The sequence below is a fragment of the Paenibacillus sp. FSL L8-0340 genome, from assembly GCF_038593145.1.
In the GTDB taxonomy this organism is placed as follows: domain Bacteria; phylum Bacillota; class Bacilli; order Paenibacillales; family Paenibacillaceae; genus Paenibacillus_AQ.
Window position 1 is genome coordinate 7,175,992 of sequence record NZ_CP151967.1, and the last position, 15,326, is coordinate 7,191,317.

Below are 15,326 nucleotides of genomic sequence, written 5' to 3' on the forward strand. Positions count from 1 at the left end.
CTGATACTATCAGTATACCTTCAGTCATATGCATATGGGAGATTAACCTTTAGTCGCACCTGCGGTCATACCGGAAATAACGCTCTTGTTGAAAATGAAGTAAACCACCATAGTCGGGATGGTCGTAATGCTAATTGCAGCAAAGGTGGCTCCCCAATCCGTCAAACCGTACTGCCCGATATAATCCATCAAGCCAACTGGAATGGTCCGTGATTTAAGGTCATGAATAAACGTATTCGCGAAAATAAACTCATTCCAGACAAATATCAGATTCATAACGACAACCGTGACTATCGTATTCCGGGATAGAGGGAAAATCATCCGCCAGAAAACCTGATACACACCGCAGCCATCCATGACAGCAGCCTCCATGATCTCATTCGAAATGTATTTATAGAAGCTCACGAAAAGATAGATCGAGATCGGCAGTGCAAAACCTACTTGGGGCAAAATGAGAGAAGTGAGCGTATTGATAATTCCTATTTTGTTATAAAGAATGAACAGCGGTATGAGCACGACCTGGATCGGAATCATAATGCCGCACAGAAATAGAAACAACACGCTTTGACTCCATTTAAAAGACATCTTCTCAATAACGAAAGCAGCCATCGCGCTGAATAGGATCACAAGCACGATGGTCGTCACGGCGACGATGAGACTATTGGAAAAATAAGTCCCCAAATTCCCTTTGTTCCACACATTGAAATAATTATCGAAAGTGAATTGGCTTGGCAGGCTGAGCGGGTTATCACCGGAAAAATCGGTAGGCGCCTTAAAACTGGAGATGAACACCCAGACAAGCGGATACACTTGAATGACAAGCAGAGCAAAGGAAACTACCACAAGAACCGCTTTAGTATAGCCAGAAAATTTCATCATCAGGTCTCCTTACTGTCCATCATCCGTCTGATAAAGGCGACTGCAATGAGGCTTTCAACGACGATAAATACGGCCATCGCGCTGCCATAACCAAAGTCCAGACTGGAGAATGCAGTTTTGTACATATAAGTCGGCAACAATTCCGTTACGCGGCCCGGTCCCCCGTTCGTCATGAGATACGGGATGTCGAACCCTTTTAGCGCTCCCGTAGTAGCCATAATGATAGAAACCATCAGAACTGGCTTAATCAGCGGCATTTTAATCGAACGAAACAGGTTCCAGGAAGAAGCTCCGTCAATTCTGGCAGCTTCCTCGATATCGGAAGGAATGGAAATTAACGCACTATACAAGATAATCATATAAAGACCGATATAACGCCAACCTTCGGGTACCGATACGGCACTCAGAGCCCACTTCAAGTCGGAAAGCCAAGGCCTGCTCCAGTCTCCAAGACCAATCTGCTGCAGACAAAAGTTCAGGATTCCGACAGGTTCAAACGAGTACACATTTTGGAACAACTGTGCTATGGCTACTGACGTGATGATAGCAGGGGCAAAATATAATGTTTTGAACAATTCTCTCCCCTTGGTGATGCTGGTCAGCAAGATAGCAACCAACAAACCAAGAAATACCTGCATGGCTACAATAATGAAAACATAGATCAGATTGTTGCTGAATGCCTTCCAGAATGTCTTGTCGCCGCCGAACATCTTGGCGTAATTGTCAAAGCCGATATAGAGCATATCTGAAACTCCGTCCCAGGAGAAGAAACTGAAATACATCGACCAAAGGATGGGAGCCAGGACGGTAAGCAAATACACTAATAATGCAGGCAACAGGAAGACAAGAGCGGCTTTGCGATTGCGTAGGACTTTATCCATATGCTTGCTCATTCCCTAATTTTAGTTTTATTGTACTTACAGCAGCCAACCGGCTTGCGGTTGGCCGCCATGTTTAGTATCGCTATTTGAAGTATTTCGGCGCGTTTTCTTTAATTGCCTGATCCATTAGTTCGGCAAATTCTTCCGGAGTATGGGCTCCCAGAGCCAAGGCATTTAATTCGTTGCCGAGCAGCTCATTCGTGGCCGGATCAAGGCGCGTATCCCACGGGACCGCAAAGACGTTGCCGGATTTCGCGATTTCGTCTTGAATTTTATAGAAGAGCTCCGGCATCCCCTGTTCTTGATCAAGTGAATAATTGAAAGGCGAGAATTGGCCTTTTTCCGTATAGGCCTTCGGATATTGTTCCAGAAGGAATTTGACGAATTCCTTCATCGTATCATCGAAGGTCTCCTGGTTGAAGGCAACGCCGATGCCCGAGTTGATGAAATAATCATTTTCAGCCGTTTTGGCACCTTCCATCATGGGAAGCCGGAAAAACCCGATATTGTCCTTCATTTCTGTGCTTACTTTATCATTTACGAAGTTCATAGTTTCCCATGAACCCATGTAATACATGCCGGCTTTGCCGCCCAGGAACAAGTCACGCGCTGCGGTGTAATCCGTTGCAGTGAATCCTTCCTGAAAGTACCCTTTGGTGCCCAGATCGTGCACGAACTTAATACCTTCCATGCCGGCAGGGTCCTTGAAAGATTCCTTCCCTTGCTTTATATTTTCAATAAAATCATTGCCTGTCATGCGGAACGGTTTGTACGCCAGGTACCGGAGAACCGGCCATTTATCCTTGCCGTCGACGGCAATCGCCGTAACCCCGCTTTGCTTCAGCGTCTCGGCAACCTCCATGAACTCATCGAACGTCTTCGGCGGCTCCAGGCCAAGATCCTTGAACATCTTGATGTTGTACCAGAATACCTCGATTCCATATTCTAACGGGAAAGTATACATGCTGCCGTCTGCGAACTGCTGATATTGCAAGGCCACCGGACGGAAATCTTCATATTTCCCCAGCTCCTCCAGCAGTTTTTTCATATCGACCAGTTTGCCTTGCTCCACCAGCTTGGAAGCATAGGCATCCGGATCTGTATCAAACATGGCGGGCATCTCATTGCTTGCAATCAATGTGCGCAGCTTCTGCAGATAGGACGGGCGATCACCCGTACCTTCCAGAACCAGCTCGAATTCCGGATGTGTTCGGGAAAACTCGTCCGCAATTTCCTTTACGGTAACGGCTGGAGGGCTGTCTACACCGCGGGCCACGAACCACTTGTATGTTTTCTTGTCCACCTTCGGCGGATTTGCCGATCCGGTTTCTGAAGCGCCGTTATTAGTATTTTTGCCTCCGCATGCGCTCACCATCGCCACCAGGACAACCAGTGATAACGAGAGAGTCAGCCATTTGACATAACGTTTCATTTATAAGACCTCCTGTTAGTTGGGAACCGAAATGGATGCCTGTTCGAAATTCGCCCGGCCTTCCTGAACAAAGCAGCCCCAGTTGCCGGTTTTTAAATTATACAAACGTGTAGTCATGGCGACCTGGTCGGCCAAGTATACGACGCAAACAGAATTCTCCATAACGATCTCGATATTATAATTCGTATCGGCATGCAATTCTATTGGTACTTCCAGCTCTACCGCATGCGGGTGGTCTCCTTTGATATGCCACTGCATCTCACCCTCTATCCGGCGGGGCCACATGTCGAACACCAGGCGGTTATGAATAGGTTCAAGGCGAATATAATAGGCATCATTGTTGTCCTCGCTAACACGAAGCATAATACCGCAGCTTCTGGTTCCTTCGGAGAAGGACAACCGGGCCGAAATTTTGCAAGTTTCCGGCATGGAACCCGCAGATATGCAAGAGAAGGTCTCGTCTGCCACCGCCGCTATGCCTCCCTCTGACTCCTTCCAATCCCCAAGCCGGGAACCCCACACGGCAGCCTGTTCATTTGAAAAATGATGTGAGACTGTCTCCGGGATACGAACCGTTAATGTTCCATCCTGTTCCTGAACGAGTTCGTGCACGACCAAATTCCCGGCCCATTGCCAATCACCGTAATCATCCTCGTTTTCCTTGCTAGGGTCCCAGCCAAAAGCATATCGCTTGTTTCCGTCACTCCATGTTTTGGCGGCATAGAACGCCCTAGCGTCAAACGCATCGTTTCTCGGCGCCGTCCAAGGTCCGCTTAAAGATTTACTCATACGATAATGGGTGACAAATCGCTCCGAGAACGTGGAGTAAACCAGATACCACCATTCCCCGATTTGAAATAAGTCCGGGCATTCGTGCGTCACGTACATTTTCGGATTCCAGAACGGTTCGCGGATTTCCCATTGCTTGAGATCCTTCGAAGCACAGAGCCCGATGCTTCCCCGGCGCCGGGAAGGGCCCTCTTTGTTCCTTGCGGCGAGAAGCATCCAGTATTCCCCCGCCTCTTCGTTCCAGAATACAAAGGGATCGCGCCAGTCATGCCTTTCATATTGAATTCCGTCGGAATAGAAGGTATCCTCGGGAATTTTCCGCCACTGCTCCATATCCGTGCTCACGGCGTGCATGACGCATTGGAGTGGCACTCCGTTCTCTATGAATTCCGGATTCGGATTGAGGCCAGTGTAGAACAGATGATATTCTCCATGGGCTTCGATGATCGAGCCGGTATAACAGTTAAGATCCTGCTCGCTCACACTTCCATGCTTCAGCATTTCGCCCATTTCTTCGTAGTGCACGAAATCGCTTGTGCGGAGCTCGAACCAGGAAGTTCCCTCCCCATGAATACTCTTGTTCTCCCTCCAATCATGAAGATAGAACAAACGGAAGCTGCCGTCTTTGTAAAAGGGGATCAGGTCCCCCACCCAAGCCCCGTTCGGCTTGTAAAATAAGTTAGTCAATTTTTGTAACCCCTTTCTTTTATCATAACTTGATTATAAAAGGGATTGAAAACGCTTTAAATTCTAACTTCTTTGTCATATGTTCAATATTTTTGGTTTTCCTAATTTAATGAAAAGACTGTGGATCAGTATGTACGAGAAGGATTTCGATATGGCGACCTCTTCAGGCGGGATGATGATGCAGATGATGGGGCTGAGTACCAATGGAACATTATCGTGGAGAAAATCAAGATGGGGATGAAACAACGCGTAAGGGACGGAAGGTGGAACGGTGGGCCGGGGGCTGAGAAGAATCACCAACCAAGTGAACCGCGAGGGCTACAAGACTTGGCCTGGTAGTTGAGGTTCACCGCGATTGTGAAGCATCCTTATCTTTTTTGCAAAAAGATCCACCATTGCCGGTCAAAACCGGGAATAAAAATCTCTTCGCACCCCTCAATCCCGTTCAGCCAGCGTCTGGTCAGGGGGATGATATTCTCAAACAAATCTACCGGGTAGCCCCAGTCAAGGTCCAATTGGAACATATAATGATTCATAGCGATAATGCCATCTGTTCGCAAAAATATCAATAAAGTGTGGATCAAGGTGATAAAAGGCTGCATGGCATGAACTTCGAGTGTACCCGAGGCAACCTCCTGCTGAAGAAGTTTGATCATGGCCGGCAAAGTTTCCATCCAATCTGTATGGATGGTGTCGATTCCAGCCTGTCCGCACAAAATCGCCTGGATGATATCATTGACCGCATGCTGAAAAACGATAAGATCCACTGACCCGGAAGGCAGATGTTTTTCGAGATAAGCTGCATCGTCCTCTATGACTTTCATATGCAGGGGAAGGCCCCGCGTTTTCTGCAGCAAACTGGTGGTGAGGCTTTTATTCATATTCGCCGTTATGTATGTACTGTTCGGATGGGTTCGTGCCATGACCTGGGGAACCATATCTGCATCGCCGGAAGCCACCTCCAATAATGTCAGTTCATCTCCCAACTGCAGTGCTTCAAAAACCTCCGCCCAACGCGCTCTGAAGTAGACTTCATTTACAATGGTAAATTGGGCAATCGGACTTTCCAGCAACAGTTTAAGCTGGTGTTCAACCTCGTTTTGCGGGAGGGAGAGATATTGCTTCAGTTCTTGCTCACTCAAAAAACGTTGTGCCCGCTCATTTATTAATGGGTAGCATTTGTCTACGTCATCTAATGGAATCATTTAAGCTTCCCCTTCCTGGCTAACCTATATTTGCTACTATTATATTTATTAATGGATTTTCCATCAATCAGAATTATTAAAGATATATAGGTTAAACTAAAGGTTTTTGGGGACCCCTATCTACTCCATTCCTGGCTCTGGGCATAGACGGACCTAGCTGCTCTTATTCGGGGCTTTTTGCCTGTTACAGTAAGGAAACGGACTCCAGCGCAGTTATTTCTCCCTGCTGGCCGTTTTTAGATAGAATGCAGAGCAGATAAGGTCCGCTGGGTCCGCAAAAGAGAATAAACAGGGGTTTTACCCTCCTTAGCGTCTCCTGAGTCCGGTACGAGTAAATCAACCCGCTGCGGGCTTTTAGGAACCCCACTTTCAATACTAAATTCCTGCTTCCCCGGAGTTCTTCTGTTTGTAGACACGCCCTAGCAAAATTGATTATTCTGCTCTCCAAACACATCGCAGGCATGTTTAAAAAGGCCATCCTTTGCGGGATGGCCTACATTTTATAAGATATTTTCACCTTGAACAGATCAAACTTATAAACACCAATTCTTGCAAAAAAGAGTCCCGAAATTTTCCAAGACCTTATCCAACATCATATCAAACGGTGAATTATAAGTCTATACTTTTTTGATCATATATGTAAAAATATGTTCGTTAACAAATGTATGGGAGGGAATGAAAATATGATTCCAACATGCTTTTCAGCTTATTACACATTGATCCCCTTATTAAATGAAATTTCTGAATGGTCTCTTTTAAGGAAATGGTCTCTTTCAGAAGTTTACAGAGCAACATTGAGAACAGGTGAATCACGTATTATTAAATGGGGAGGAAGTGAGATGGCAGGGGAAGCTGAAATTTACCAGGAGTTAGTTCATCCACTGCAAATCAAAGCTCCGCAGATCTTTGAATTTACTCAACTGAAGGGCAGTGGAGTATTCATCATGGAAGATGCCGGAAAAAGAAATTTGGAACAGCAACCAGAACCTGAGTATTTTCTTGAGGCTTCGAGGGAATTAGCAAGGCTTAGAGTGAGAGCAACAGCCAACTTAAGGATGCTACCAAGAAAGACCATTGAAGCATATTCAGTTTCAATGAGCGGATTTCTTCAACTGTTGGATGATTTATTGAAATCGAATACGTTAGAAGAAAACAGAGTGTTACTAAAAGTCGAAAAAGTGTTACCTCTTCATTTAGAAAAACTATATCAGATGGTCCCCACTTCTCTAGTTCATCATGATTATCATGCAAAAAACCTTTTGATTCAAGAAGATGGCATTATGCCGATTGATTGGTCCAGTGCTTATTTAAGTCCTCATCTTGGTGACTTGTATTGCTTAATTACGGAAGCACACACCTTCTGCAATCTCTCAAAAGAAGATATGATTTCAGCTTACTTAGAGGGAACTAATTTACATATTAATCATTTGAACTGGCAAGTGCGAATTGGCGGTTTATGTTGGCTGATTAAAACATTACGTTGGCTTGTATACGGTGGCATAGAGATAATCCCAGGATCAGAAGCTTGGATACCTGATCTGCTGAATAATGTAGAAAATCTATGTGAGGAATTGATATATGATAGCCAGAGCTATTGAGCGCAAGTCCATGCCGCAAAACATCAGATTAATAGTGGACTTAAACGGGGTGAGTTTCCTTAAGCGATTCGTCCAAAATCATAAAGCAAATTATCGGTAAAACCGTGGCAGAAACGAACCTTCCGTCACAAAAATTTTCGACCTCTGCAAAGGGCTAAAGATCAGACCGTCCGACTTTTTCAAGCTGGTTGAGGTTGAATATGAGAGCACAGGAGAATGAGTAAATGTGAATAAGAGCGGGACATAAGGCTGGTGGCCCCTGTTCCGCACGGACGACTTTGCCTATCCATATTTATTATTAGGCTTTGAAGCAAGATAACTCTGCATGATGCTTCTTAGCAATTTGCGCACATAATGCAAGTCCCAATCCATTTCCCCCTTCTTTTCTACTCCTTGCCTTATCTACTCTATAAAATGCTTGCAAGTGCAATTTGTGCGCGAAATTCCCCGGTTAATTTTCCATGGAAATCAACCGTGTCCAAAGCTTTGCCAACAGGAGTTAGCTGACCCAATGGACTGGGATAAGAGTCGGCTATCCTGTCATCTGACGCGGATGGAAAAACGCGGTCTTGTTCTGAGAAAACCACTATATAGATTGAACTTGAGAATTATATTTAGGGAAAAGTGGCGGAGGGGAATTTTGGAATTGGAGGAGCGATAGCGTCCGCCTTTAGGTTTGGATTTCTACCGCGATTCGCGGTTAAATTCAGGAAATCCAAACCTAACAGCGGCCGGAAGTCCAAATATTCTCTGTAGTCACGGCCAGCCCCAAAATAGAAGAATTATAAGTTCAATTTATATAGATACAGATCGCGGTGTGCAAATTATCATTACTTCTGCCGGTAAGTCAATCTTGGATGAAGACCTTCCCTTATTTATGGGCGCAGGTTCTGTGAAGGAACGGCATAAACCCAAGGTCCGCTGCAAAGCTCGTTACACGCTGCCAACCACCACAATGAGCACCGGCAGTACCAGGAAAGAAGCCAGCGTTGTCCATACAATGCAGCGGGATACCAGGGAGGGAGAACTGCTGAACCGTTCGGCCAGTACGACAGAATTGACGGCGACAGGCATGGACGCCAGAATGAGCAGCACCGAAAATAAGGTTCCGGTAATATTCAGCAGGAGCAAAACGAGTGCGGCAAGCAGCGGAGCCAGCAGAAGGCGGACCGTGATCCCGGTCCAGAAGGCAAGCTGCACATTGCGCTCTGTCTGGGCCGCTTTAACCTTGACCATCTGCGCGCCCAGAATCGCGAGCACCACGGGCGAATACGCCCCAGCCGCCATCGAGACCCCAGATGCCAGTTCATCCGGCATATGCAGGCCGAGCGCCCGCAGCATCAAAGCCAGAATCGCCGCATAGATGGCCGGCAGCGAAAACACGGATTTAACGGCGCTGCGCACCGAGAACTGTGATCTCGCAGCGAAATAAACGCCGATAGTATTGACGATTACCATCTGGCCAATGACATAGACCGATGCTTTATCGAGGCCAAGCTGGCCGAAGGCCAGCAGCACCAGCGGAAGCCCGTAATTGACGCTGTTCGTAAACGTGGAGACCAGTGTCAGTCCGGCGGCTTCCGCCGGAGCCAGCTTCAGAATTCGCCCGAGCACATTGGCCAGGCCCCATAAGAGAAACAGATTCAGCAAGGAGAACGACAGTGTCTTATAGACGTCGTCGAAGGAAATTTCTGCTGTAGCCAGCGTATCGAGAATGATCGCCGGACTCAAAAAGTACAAATAGAGCGTTAACAGCGGTTTCGTATCGAGGTTCTTAAACCGGCCCAGCAGCGCTCCGGCGATGACCGGAATGGACAGCGGCAATATGACCTTAAATAACGTCGACAACACAGTCTCAATCACGGGCCAGGACTCCTCTGTTCTATAGTTACTCCCTACTATACCTGCTGAAGTAAGGCCCGTCTAAGATATGGAAACAATATGCTTAATAGAAACTGCCTATGGCTGCACATAACTTCCCAAAGGATAGTATTGTGATATGATTAAGAAAAATCGCTATTCCTCAGGAGGCTAGTTGAATATGAACCATTCAGAGCCTGTTATTATAACCAAGGGCACTCCCGGCGAACCCTGTCCCATTGCCAAAACACTCGATATTATTGGAACCAAATGGACCTTTCTCATTATCCGCGATCTGCTGATCGAAGGCACGATGCGCTTCAGCGATCTGCTGAAATCCCTGGAGGGAATCAGCCCGAAGACGCTCTCGCTGCGGCTCCGTGAGCTGGAGAACAATGGCATTCTGGAGCGTACAGTATATCCGGAGGTACCGCCGCGTGTAGAATATACCCTGACCGCGAAGGGGGAACAGCTGGAAGGAATTTTTATCGAGCTAAAACGATACGGACTCACGCTCTAAAAAACTTTAATCCGGCAACCCTTCCACTGCACAAAACTATACTTTTGGAAACTGTATAACAATTAGGTAACTACTTCCCAAAAGGAAGTTATAGACATATACTTTCCTCACAAAGCACAACATGCTTAGCGATGCTTCCGAAGCAATTGCGGCGGATGTCTGAAAGTAATGCTCCATAAACCTTTGAGGAGGAAATGAGATGTTAACAGGACAAAAAGTAGTTATTGTCGGCGGAAGCTCGGGAATCGGTTTGGAAACGGCCAGACGGGCCGCCGCAGAAGGTGCGGAGATTGTAATTGCCAGCCGTTCCCGGCATAAGCTGGAACAGGCCAAGGCTGCCATCGGTAAAGGGGTGAAAGTAACTTCGCACATACTGGATGTAACAGATGAGGAGCAGGTGCGGCTGTTCTTCGAGCAGACCGGGACTTTTGATCATCTGGTTGTCAGTGCGGCCGAAACAAGCGGCGGGCCTTTCCTGGCAACGCCGACAAGCACTGCCCGCTCGCTGTTCGAGAACAAATTCTGGGGCCAATATTATGCCGCCAAATATGCGGCTCCGATGCTGAACCCCAATGGGTCCATTACCCTCTTCTCAGGGGTTGTAGCGTTCAAATCCATGATCGGCTCCTCCATGCTGGGCGCAGTGAATGCTGCTGTCGCAAATCTTGGCCGGACCTTGGCCCTGGAGCTGGCCCCGCTGCGGGTGAACGTCGTCTCTCCGGGCATTATTGACACGCCTTCCCGGGCAGGGATGGCGGAGGAATCCCGGAATGCCTTTTACAGCAGCACAGCTGCCAAGCTGCCGGCCCAGCGTGTAGGCACCGCGGCGGACGTGGCTAAGGGCGTTCTCTATCTGATCCATAACGGATTCACCACAGGCACGGTACTTCATATCGACGGCGGCCATAGCCTGATCTGAAAGCGGCAGAGCCGCAGGCCTGGAAGCTGCGTTCCGTCATTCCCCCGGGCCGCCGTTACGCCGTAATGCCGTTATTCCGGAGATGCGCTCACCTGTCTACAACAAAAATCCTCATCCCCAGAGAAATGACAAGGGGATGAGGATTTCCGTTTGTTACAGCATTTTGATTTCAAGCAGTTCATATTTTATGATGCCCATCGGGGCATTGACGCTGATGATGTCGCCCACTTTTTTGCCGATCAGCTCTTTGCCCAGCGGACTTTCATAAGAAATCTTGTTGTCCAGCACATCAGCCTCAGCCGGGCCCACCACTCTATATTCGATTTTTTCGGAGTATTCCACATCATTCAGGATGACGATGCAACCTACACTGACTGCACTCAAATCCATCTTGCTCGAATCAACGATCTGGGCTTTCGTCAGCATTTTCTCCAGGATCATAATCCGGGTTTCCATGAACGATTGATCTTCCTTGGCCGAGTGGTACTCACTGTTCTCCTTCAAGTCTCCGTAGCTGATTGCCAGCTTAAGGCGGGCTGCCAGTTCCTTGCGTTTCACCGTCTTCAGATCCCTAAGCTCTTCCTCTAACTTAGCCAATCCTTCTTTAGTTAAGAATACTTCTTCATTGGACTTAGACATGTTCTACAACTCCTATTTTTGCCTGCTTTATTGTATTTTACCCCATATTGCGCAAACATGCGAAGAAGAAAAGAAAATTACCTCCTCCTCCTTTACCCGGCACAAATGCGAAGATGCCAAGGCCGAAGAAGTGTGAATCCCTCTTAACTCTCCAAAAACATTGACGGATAGGGATGGACCTGATAAATTAAATTAAATTAATCATACAATTTAACTCGGAATTATATTCCAGCCAAAGGGGTTGATCGCCGTGAACTTTATTTTCTTTTCCCCTCATTTCCCGAGGAACAGCGCCGATTTCTGTACTCAGCTGCAGCGTCAGGGTGTGCTGGTGCTGGGGATTGGTGATGCCGAATATGTACACTTGGAGGACAAGCTGCAGCTCGCGCTGACGGAGTATTACAAAGTGAATGATCTGGAAAATTACGAGGAGATCTTGCGGGCGGTAGGTTATTTCACACATAAATACGGCAAGATTGACCGGTTCGAGTCGCTGAACGAATATTGGCTGGAGCAGGATGCCGCCATCCGCAGTGACTTCAACATTTACGGCACCAAGACCGATTTCGTCTACAATCTGAAGCAGAAGTCCAAGATGAAGGAATTTTTCCGCAAAAGCGGCGTCAACACCGTGCAGTTCTCCACCGGAACCACCCGGGAGAGCGTCGATGCGTTCATCCGTGAAGCCGGCTTTCCGCTTGTTGTAAAGCCCGATCTCGGCTCCGGGGCCAGCATGACTTACAAGATCAATAATGAGGATGAGCTGAAGCAATTTTTTGACACCAAACCCGCTGAGGTCCCCTTTATTATCGAAGAGTTCATTGACGGGGTCATTCTGACCTATGACGGACTGGTCGATATCCATGGTGAAGTGCGCTTTGCCGTAAGCCATCTGTTCGAGAACAGCGTGATGGAGGTCGTCAACACCGATAACCATCTGTATTATTTCTGTCTGCGGGAGATTAGTCCGGAGGTTGAGGCGGCGGGCAGAAGCATTCTGAAGGCTTTTGACATCAAAGAGCGTTTCTTCCACATCGAGCTGTTCAAGTCGAATAAAGATGGCCGGATTATCGCTCTAGAAGTAAATATGCGTCCGCCCGGCGCCTGGATGACCGATGCCATAAACTTCTCGTACGACGTGGACATCTATAAGGAATGGGCCAGCATGATCGCACATAACGAGGTTGACGGACCCTATGAAGGCAAATATTATACCGGCTACGCCAGCCGCAAGAAACATAAGCATTACACCCACAGCCATGAAGACATCTACCTCACCTATGGCGATAAGATCGTGAATTATGCCGAGATCGAAGAGGTATTCAGCAGAGCTATGGGGAACAGCGCCTATCAATTCCGTTCCGCCGCATTAGAGGATGTCAGAGACATCGTGAACTATATTCAACAAGAAGAGGGATAGGATGTGTTAACGGATGAGGACAAGCTACCATAAGGAGTACAGCCATAACTTGCACAGGGAAATGGAGTATAAAATATACGGCCACGCCGGCAAACCGATGCTGGTCTTCCCTACGTCACTCGGCAGATTCTATCAATACGAGGATTCGGGCATGATCCAGACGCTCTCGGAATTCATTGAGGCCGGCAAGCTACAGATTTGGGCCTGCGACAGCATTGATGAGGAGACCTTCTTCTCTGCCCACTGGAATCACGAGGACAAAGTGCAACGGCATGAGCAGTATGACAAATACATCACGCAGGAGCTGATCCCCGGCATTCTCGACCAGAGCAAATGGAACAATGGCGGCAGTGACCAGCGCATTCTCATCTCCGGCTGCTCCATGGGCGCATACTACAGTGCCAGCTTCTTTTTCCGTTATCCGCAATATTTCGATACCTTGATCGCCCTAAGCGGCGTCTATTCCACCTATTATTTCTTTGGCGACTATATGAGCGACAACGTCTACCTCAACTCTCCGCTCCACTATTTGCCGGGACTTCAGGATGATTATTATCTGCAGCAATACCGTGACAGCAACATCATCATTTGCGTCGGCCAGGGCGATTATGAGGACGAAATGCTTCATGAAACCCGCCTGTTGCAGGAACTGCTGCAGCGCAAGGAGATCCCTGCCCGGTTTGACTATTGGGGCCACGATGTGAACCATGACTGGCCTTGGTGGAATAAACAGATTCATTATTATGTCGGCAGCTGCCTATAGTCGTTATATGTTGCAAAAAGGGAGCTGCCATAGTGGCAGCCCCCCTTTCCTATGCAGAACCCGTCTTACTGCCTCAGATAGCCACAGGGGTTCCCTTGCATACTTCCTTACTCCGGCAGATGTTCTGTACAGAACAAGGCCAGTGCTGCTTCCTCGTCCTCTTCCATATCGAAATCCAAAACGCGGCCTGTCGTCGTTTCCAGCAGATCGTAACTGACGATGGCGCTCTTCTCTTCCTCAACTTTGAAAATCACGCGGGCCGATACCCCGTTCTCTTCGTACAGTTCATCTTCTTCCGGCACATCCAGGTTAATCATGAACTCATATCGCTTGCCGCTTAAAATACCGAATGGGTCTCTTAAATTTTCCACGGTGTAGCTTGTAAATGTCAGCACAACGCATACCTTCTTTCCTAATCACTGCCAAGCTATTGTATCACAAAAATCCTTAGCAGGTGATGGAAGGGATTATGTCCTGCTAACCAGACCGTCCGCAACCTGCTGAAAATGGTCTCCAGTCTTACCCGGCTACTACTCCGTTCTTATCCGCGCTGCTGTCCTTGGTCTTCTTAATCTGCTTGCTGCGCAGCTGGCCGCAGGCGGCATCAATATCCGTGCCATGCTCCAGCCGGGTGCTGACGCTGACTCCCTGCTTCTTCAGCGTGTCAAAAAAGGCCCGTACCGACTCCCGCTCGCTCCGCTGGTACTGACTGTGTTCATCCACAGGGTTGTATGGGATCAGGTTGACATTGGCCAGCTGACGCCGGTCGCCGATCAGTTCTGCCAGCTCCAGCGCATGCTCCTCGCGGTCATTGATGTCCTTCAGCAGAATGTACTCCAGTGTAATTCTCCGGTTCGTCTTCTCCAGATAATAATCAATCGCCGGCATTAATTTCTCTATAGGAATCGCACGGTTGATCTTCATAATCCGTGTCCGCAGCTCGTTATTTGGCGCATGTAAAGAAATCGCCAGGTTGACCTGCATATTGGCATCGGCAAATTCTCTGATCTTGTCGGCCAGACCGCTTGTCGAGACGGTAATGCCCTTGCCGGCAATCGCCAGCCCTTTGTGGTCCTTGATGATTGTCAGGAAATTCAGCAAATGTTCGAAGTTATCGAACGGCTCGCCGATCCCCATCACTACTACATGGCTAACCCTCTGCCCCAGTCCGGCCTGATCGAGATGCTGCTGCACCTTCATAATCTGCTCCACAATCTCGCCGCTGGACAGATCACGGCTCTTCGCCAGCAGTCCGCTCGCACAGAAGCTGCAGCCGATATTGCAGCCGACCTGAGTGGTGACGCAGACGGACAAGCCGTATTTCTGCCGCATCAGTACCGTTTCAATCAGATTGCCGTCCTTTAGACGGAACAGGAACTTGATCGTACCGTCAGCCGATTCCTGCTTCACATGCTCATCCATCGTTTGAAATACATAATGCTCGGACAGCAGCTGCACACAATCCTTATTCAGATCGGACATCTCCGTGAAATCCGTAATCCGCTTGCGGTAAATCCAGTCCCAGACCCGGGCTGCACGGGACTTTTTGTGGCCGCGCTCCGATAGCCATGACGCCAGTTGATCCAATGTTAATCCATAAATGGATTCTTTATTCATTTCATATCCTCTTTTCAAAACTTTAAGTTCAATCTATTCTACCTTGACAGGACTTTTCCAACAACATCTACTTATTGTCTCAAATTTCGTTTATTAAAACAAGGGGAATCCCTGCCT

Annotated in this window: 16 protein-coding genes; 6 read left to right on the forward strand and 10 right to left on the reverse strand. The window is 47.9% G+C overall.

Features of this window, described 5'->3' with window-relative positions; all coding sequences use genetic code 11:
* Window positions 1-42: 42 nt before the first annotated feature.
* The 4 genes from NST07_RS32855 to NST07_RS32870 form a co-directional block, all read right to left on the reverse strand.
* A complete protein-coding gene (locus NST07_RS32855) occupies window positions 43-879 on the reverse strand; it encodes a carbohydrate ABC transporter permease (RefSeq protein WP_341380111.1) in 837 nt (278 codons plus the stop codon).
* Window positions 879-1,772: a sugar ABC transporter permease gene (locus tag NST07_RS32860; RefSeq protein WP_341380112.1), complete on the reverse strand. Its 894-nt coding sequence runs from the start codon at window positions 1,770-1,772 to the stop codon at window positions 879-881. The genes NST07_RS32855 and NST07_RS32860 overlap by 1 nt, the downstream gene beginning before the upstream one ends.
* Window positions 1,773-1,842: 70 nt before the next feature.
* Window positions 1,843-3,192 (reverse strand): extracellular solute-binding protein, encoded by a 1,350-nt coding sequence (locus tag NST07_RS32865; RefSeq protein ID WP_342480804.1) that lies wholly within the window; start codon window positions 3,190-3,192, stop codon window positions 1,843-1,845.
* Between the two features lie 15 nt (window positions 3,193-3,207).
* A complete protein-coding gene (locus NST07_RS32870) occupies window positions 3,208-4,668 on the reverse strand; it encodes a glycoside hydrolase family 32 protein (RefSeq protein WP_341097139.1) in 1,461 nt (486 codons plus the stop codon).
* Window positions 4,669-4,777: 109 nt separating this feature from the next.
* Here NST07_RS32870 and NST07_RS32875 point away from each other — a divergent pair, with 109 nt between their 5' ends.
* Complete coding sequence (locus NST07_RS32875) at window positions 4,778-4,909, forward strand: hypothetical protein (protein WP_341097141.1); 132 nt, start codon at window positions 4,778-4,780, stop codon at window positions 4,907-4,909.
* Window positions 4,910-5,036: 127 nt separating this feature from the next.
* Here the strand turns inward: NST07_RS32875 and NST07_RS32880 are convergent, their stop codons facing one another.
* Window positions 5,037-5,873 carry a hypothetical protein gene (locus NST07_RS32880; protein ID WP_341380114.1) on the reverse strand — a complete coding sequence of 279 codons (837 nt, stop codon included), beginning with the start codon at window positions 5,871-5,873 and terminating at the stop codon, window positions 5,037-5,039.
* A 683-nt stretch (window positions 5,874-6,556) separates the two neighbouring features.
* Between NST07_RS32880 and NST07_RS32885 the strand changes: the two genes are divergently transcribed.
* The gene (locus NST07_RS32885) at window positions 6,557-7,471 is read left to right on the forward strand and encodes a phosphotransferase (RefSeq protein ID WP_342480805.1); all 915 of its coding nucleotides are present in this window, start codon (window positions 6,557-6,559) and stop codon (window positions 7,469-7,471) included.
* Between the two features lie 298 nt (window positions 7,472-7,769).
* Here NST07_RS32885 and NST07_RS32890 read toward each other — a convergent pair whose 3' ends face one another.
* Both NST07_RS32890 and NST07_RS32895 read right to left on the reverse strand, forming a co-directional pair.
* Window positions 7,770-7,901: a hypothetical protein gene (locus NST07_RS32890; RefSeq protein ID WP_341380117.1), complete on the reverse strand. Its 132-nt coding sequence runs from the start codon at window positions 7,899-7,901 to the stop codon at window positions 7,770-7,772.
* Window positions 7,902-8,404: 503 nt separating this feature from the next.
* Window positions 8,405-9,334 (reverse strand): AEC family transporter, encoded by a 930-nt coding sequence (locus NST07_RS32895; protein ID WP_342480806.1) that lies wholly within the window; start codon window positions 9,332-9,334, stop codon window positions 8,405-8,407.
* A 178-nt stretch (window positions 9,335-9,512) separates the two neighbouring features.
* Between NST07_RS32895 and NST07_RS32900 the strand changes: the two genes are divergently transcribed.
* Window positions 9,513-9,851 carry a helix-turn-helix domain-containing protein gene (locus tag NST07_RS32900; RefSeq protein WP_342480807.1) on the forward strand — a complete coding sequence of 113 codons (339 nt, stop codon included), beginning with the start codon at window positions 9,513-9,515 and terminating at the stop codon, window positions 9,849-9,851.
* Between the two features lie 199 nt (window positions 9,852-10,050).
* The gene (locus NST07_RS32905) at window positions 10,051-10,770 is read left to right on the forward strand and encodes an SDR family oxidoreductase (RefSeq protein WP_341380119.1); all 720 of its coding nucleotides are present in this window, start codon (window positions 10,051-10,053) and stop codon (window positions 10,768-10,770) included.
* 153 nt (window positions 10,771-10,923) lie between these two features.
* On the opposite strand, the gene greA is transcribed toward NST07_RS32905, so the two are convergent.
* Window positions 10,924-11,409: a transcription elongation factor GreA gene (gene greA / locus NST07_RS32910; protein WP_038597863.1), complete on the reverse strand. Its 486-nt coding sequence runs from the start codon at window positions 11,407-11,409 to the stop codon at window positions 10,924-10,926.
* A 250-nt stretch (window positions 11,410-11,659) separates the two neighbouring features.
* Between greA and NST07_RS32915 the strand changes: the two genes are divergently transcribed.
* On the forward strand, window positions 11,660-12,829 hold the full coding sequence (locus NST07_RS32915; protein WP_342480808.1) for an ATP-grasp domain-containing protein: 1,170 nt from the start codon (window positions 11,660-11,662) through the stop codon (window positions 12,827-12,829).
* Between the two features lie 13 nt (window positions 12,830-12,842).
* The gene (locus NST07_RS32920) at window positions 12,843-13,592 is read left to right on the forward strand and encodes an alpha/beta hydrolase-fold protein (RefSeq protein WP_341380123.1); all 750 of its coding nucleotides are present in this window, start codon (window positions 12,843-12,845) and stop codon (window positions 13,590-13,592) included.
* Between the two features lie 107 nt (window positions 13,593-13,699).
* Here the strand turns inward: NST07_RS32920 and NST07_RS32925 are convergent, their stop codons facing one another.
* Window positions 13,700-13,987 carry a DUF6509 family protein gene (locus NST07_RS32925; protein WP_038597869.1) on the reverse strand — a complete coding sequence of 96 codons (288 nt, stop codon included), beginning with the start codon at window positions 13,985-13,987 and terminating at the stop codon, window positions 13,700-13,702.
* A 124-nt stretch (window positions 13,988-14,111) separates the two neighbouring features.
* On the reverse strand, window positions 14,112-15,209 hold the full coding sequence (gene rlmN / locus NST07_RS32930) for a 23S rRNA (adenine(2503)-C(2))-methyltransferase RlmN (protein ID WP_341097154.1): 1,098 nt from the start codon (window positions 15,207-15,209) through the stop codon (window positions 14,112-14,114).
* Between the last annotated feature and the right edge of the window lie 117 nt (window positions 15,210-15,326).

Bases quoted from the DNA above. Each gene is read 5' to 3' on its own strand.
- NST07_RS32855 (WP_341380111.1), bottom strand. From the start codon at position 879: ATGATGAAATTTTCTGGCTATACTAAAGCGGTTCTTGTGGTAGTTTCC.
- NST07_RS32860 (WP_341380112.1), bottom strand. From the start codon at position 1,772: ATGAGCAAGCATATGGATAAAGTCCTACGCAATCGCAAAGCCGCTCTT.
- NST07_RS32865 (WP_342480804.1), bottom strand. From the start codon at position 3,192: ATGAAACGTTATGTCAAATGGCTGACTCTCTCGTTATCACTGGTTGTC.
- NST07_RS32875 (WP_341097141.1), top strand. From the start codon at position 4,778: ATGAAAAGACTGTGGATCAGTATGTACGAGAAGGATTTCGATATGGCG.
- NST07_RS32880 (WP_341380114.1), bottom strand. From the start codon at position 5,873: ATGATTCCATTAGATGACGTAGACAAATGCTACCCATTAATAAATGAG.
- NST07_RS32885 (WP_342480805.1), top strand. From the start codon at position 6,557: ATGATTCCAACATGCTTTTCAGCTTATTACACATTGATCCCCTTATTA.
- NST07_RS32900 (WP_342480807.1), top strand. From the start codon at position 9,513: ATGAACCATTCAGAGCCTGTTATTATAACCAAGGGCACTCCCGGCGAA.
- NST07_RS32905 (WP_341380119.1), top strand. From the start codon at position 10,051: ATGTTAACAGGACAAAAAGTAGTTATTGTCGGCGGAAGCTCGGGAATC.
- greA (WP_038597863.1), bottom strand. From the start codon at position 11,409: ATGTCTAAGTCCAATGAAGAAGTATTCTTAACTAAAGAAGGATTGGCT.
- NST07_RS32920 (WP_341380123.1), top strand. From the start codon at position 12,843: ATGAGGACAAGCTACCATAAGGAGTACAGCCATAACTTGCACAGGGAA.
- rlmN (WP_341097154.1), bottom strand. From the start codon at position 15,209: ATGAATAAAGAATCCATTTATGGATTAACATTGGATCAACTGGCGTCA.